Raw genomic sequence first — 3,668 nt, 5'->3', positions numbered from 1 at the left:
GCAGCGGTCGAGGGCTGTGTTTCCAGGCCGAAAGGTAGACTTTGCAAAGGTCGCTCTCTGCGCATTCCTGACCTTGGTGCCCTGTGCAGCATTGATGCCCTGGCGGATTGAGCTTCGAATGGCTGCTTCCACCGATGTTGCTCGAAACCTTCGCGGACGCAGCTAACGGCAGCTTTCCGCCGATTCTGTTGAAAAACAACGTGCTGCGAGCGCAGAAATTGGTGTTTTGATCTGCGCGCGAGTGCCTTTCTTATCAGGCTTTTCTCGTTTGCTGCGGTGCAGGAAAGATCTTGGCCAGTTTTCTGAGGTTCTGGGCGGTAGCGGCGAGGAGGAATTCGTCATTTGCGCCGCAAGGCCCGCGTAATCGTAGTCGTCCCAGCCCGAGAATGCGTTTGAGGTGGGCGAAGAGCATTTCGACCTTCTTTCTGAGCTTCATCGCGATCTGGTATTCTTCGGTCTTGGCCAGATCCCTGGCGACCTGACGCGCATCTTCGTGCTCTTCGCGGGTGATCTTGCGCGCATCAGCGTTAGGGCAGCATTTTTGCTTGGACGGGCAGACCTGGCAGACTTCTTTCAAGGCGCGATAGCGGGCTGTGCCCTTGCCCGTCGGTCCCCGGTTCGGATCAGAGTAATTCCGGCGGAACTGCTTGAGCGCGCGACCCTCGGGGCAGATGTATTGATTATTCTCTGCATCCCAATCGAAATCTGTGCGTGTCCATGTCCCATCGGGGCGTCCGGCCTTGTCAATCACAGGGATGTAAGGATCGATCTTGCGCTCCACGAGCCAGCCGAGCATTGGGCCTGAACCATAGGCTGTGTCGGCGATCATCCAGTCAGGGACCAAGCCGAACTTTTCTTTCACCCGCGTCAGCATGGTTTTTGTCGATCCGACCTCGGCTTGCCGGATGGAGCGTGTGGGTTCCACATCCAAGATGACACCGTGATCCGTGTCGATGAGATAATTGTCGGAATAGCTAAAGAATGCAGGGCCTTTGCGGGCTGCTGTCCACTGACTGGCGGGATCGGAATGCGAGGTGAACTTGGGTTGGACATCGCTCGCCGCTCCAAACGCGGCCTCGTCGAGCGTGTCGAGATACTCTCGGACTGCGCGGGGTGCATCTACGGCATCGATGGACGACGCATCCCATTCTTCCTTCGGTGTTGAGTTTTGCTTTTTCGCATCGGCTTCGATCAAACTGGCATCGACTGCCATGCGCTGACCGCTGGCGAGACCTTCCTCGATACAGCGGGCGACGGTCGTCTCGAACAGGTGTCGCAGAAGTTCGCTGTCGCGAAAACGCCCATGCCGGTTCTTGGAAAACGTTGAATGATCGGGAACGCGATCGCTTAGGTCGAGGCGGCAGAACCAACGATACGCGAGGTTCAGATGAACCTCTTCACAGAGCCGCCGCTCGGACCGGATGCCAAAGCAATAGCCAACCAACAGCATCCGGATCAGCAGTTCAGGATCGACGGAAGGGCGGCCCGTGTGGCTGTAGAAATCTGCCAGATAGGCGCGAGCGCTGCTCAGGTCGACGAAACGATCAATGGATCGCAGCAGGTGATCTTGTGGGACATGATCTTCCAGCGAAAACTCGTAAAACAGTGCCGCCTGCGCTTCTTGCCTCGGTCCCAACATCGCCAAATCCCCCACAATATGGGAATTGAATCAGTAGTTCAGGTCGCAATCAAGGAAGAGTTTTTCAACAAAATACGCCCATTCTGCAAGAATTTGGCAATGCAGCGAAAGTCGGCTTCTGGGAATAACCACCTAAGTAGATGTTGCCAAAACTTGGTGTGCTTCCCACGTTTCAGGTGGTTCCAGTTTTCGAGCCAGATGATCAAGCACACCTTCTGGTACAGCGTCTGGCCGATCCTTGTTTTGACGTCTGAGTTGGTCTGGAAGAACTTCCACGTAGACGATCTCGATCTTCGCGTCGTAATCACGCAACAGTCGCAACACCTTTGACCTGTTCAACCTGGTCACGTTTGTGGCGTTCCAAACAAAGTCCGTGCCTGCCCGCAGATGCTCTCTGGCCCGTTCATGGGCAGCTTGGATAACTCGCCCTTGGTTTTCGGTGGCCTTGACGCCCAATTCATCACGGATCAGATCAAGACTGACGACAGGATGATCAGGCCGATGCTTGGCTATCCATGTATCCTTGCCTGCGCCCGGTAGGCCAGACATCACAGTGACCGTGCATCGGAAGTCCTCATGAGCAGCATAGTGCGGATCACGATCTTCAATATCGAAGAAAGAAACGCGGCTTTCGTCATTTGCAAAAGTGAAAGGGCCATTCAAGCACCCTGCTTCGTGGAACGTCACCGTGGCTAGACTGACGTTCTCCAAGACGGCCTGCTGATCTTCACAAATCCGCCCCAAGGCATCGGCCCTAGCGTGGAGACATAAGTGGTCAGGGCGACACCGCCACGATGTTTCAATCGCCAACCGGTTTGGATCAGGACGTTCGATCAACCAAAACGGCAGTTGGTGTTGTGCAATGATCCCACACAAGGCTTCGCGCCATGCCAAGGGCGACCCGGCATGCCACAGCAGCTGACGTGCGATTGAGGCCCCAACTCTCGAATGACCACGAGAAGAGATGCGGCCATCATCTTCATGTTTGGTGACAGCAGGTTTGCCAACATCATGCAGCACCGCCGCCCAAAACAGATAATCTTGATCGTCTTGAGGCAATGTTTGCCATTCATGATCATCCACCAGTGCCTCAACTACCATGCGCGTATGTGTGCCCACGTCGCCTTCTCCATGGTGGATTGGGTCCTGGGGGCATGTGTCCAACTTCGTCAATTCAGGCCATAACGACCAGATCGCAGCCCAATCGACCCGCCAAAGCGGGCCGGTTGGTACAAGCGACAAAAGTTGATCATGGGTGACGCGCGACTTCATTGTTTTACGCATCGTACGCACCCTCAATACCCAGCACCGGGGCGAAGATATCAACACCATCCGCCAAGGCATTCGGCAAGATCGGACGATCATGCCAATGACCATCGGCGGCTTGGATGGCTTGCAAAAAGTCGGCCCGCACAAACTTGAACCGATCCTGCACGTGATCCGCATCTTCCTGTTTCAGGTACAGCCCCTCAGCCAAATCGCTATCTTCAGTTTGCTGATCAACCATATCCGGACGACTCCCCGACCGCTCCGCTACAAACCCCAGAACATCTCTCCAAGCATCAGACTTGTACGGTGAAGGCCGCACCATGCCGTTCATGTGATCAACGGATGTAACCTCACCTTCATGCACCACAGGCACCGGCATGATCGGCAAGCCCGTCAGCAATGACCGGCGGGCGATGGTACTGAGGAATTCACCGGTATCGCGGTCCAACACGTCGAACTCCATAAAGTAGTGGGGCAGACAGTCGTAGAAAACTGTGTGCTTGGCATACATCCATTCACCGTACATGACGAAGCGATGGCCCAGCACCGGTTGCAGGACATGGGTATGTGCCGCAGCCCAAGTTTTGAGCAAAGCAAAGTGGCGCTCACGCCCACCACCGGTCAAATAATGACCACGGCTTTGCAACAACAGAGTTCCGTCCGTGTCAAAGGACACAGCGGAGTTCGCCCCGTCGAGCTTTTCCTCAACGACAAGGTGTTGCCCTTTGAGGTCTTTAATCGGTTTGCCGTCCGCCATATC

3 protein-coding genes are annotated in these 3,668 nt (G+C 55.2%); all 3 read right to left on the bottom strand.

Annotated features, from left to right (window positions below):
• Positions 1 to 253: 253 nt before the first annotated feature.
• The gene (locus QZ522_RS18405) at positions 254 to 1,639 is read right to left on the bottom strand and encodes an IS1182 family transposase (protein WP_294615022.1); all 1,386 of its coding nucleotides are present in this window, start codon (positions 1,637 to 1,639) and stop codon (positions 254 to 256) included.
• A gap of 132 nt (positions 1,640 to 1,771) precedes the next feature.
• Positions 1,772 to 2,923, bottom strand: a complete 1,152-nt coding sequence (locus QZ522_RS18400) for an AAA family ATPase (protein ID WP_294615020.1) — start codon at positions 2,921 to 2,923, stop codon at positions 1,772 to 1,774.
• Positions 2,916 to 3,668 (bottom strand): RNA ligase family protein (locus QZ522_RS18395; RefSeq protein WP_294615017.1); only part of this gene is annotated, 753 nt, incomplete at its 5' end. The genes QZ522_RS18395 and QZ522_RS18400, both read right to left, overlap by 8 nt.

The sequence above is a fragment of the uncultured Roseovarius sp. genome, assembly GCF_913054395.1.
Classification (GTDB): Bacteria; Pseudomonadota; Alphaproteobacteria; order Rhodobacterales; family Rhodobacteraceae; genus Roseovarius.
The sequence above is the reverse complement of the archived record's forward strand: the minus strand, read 5'-3'. Positions and strand labels throughout refer to the sequence as shown.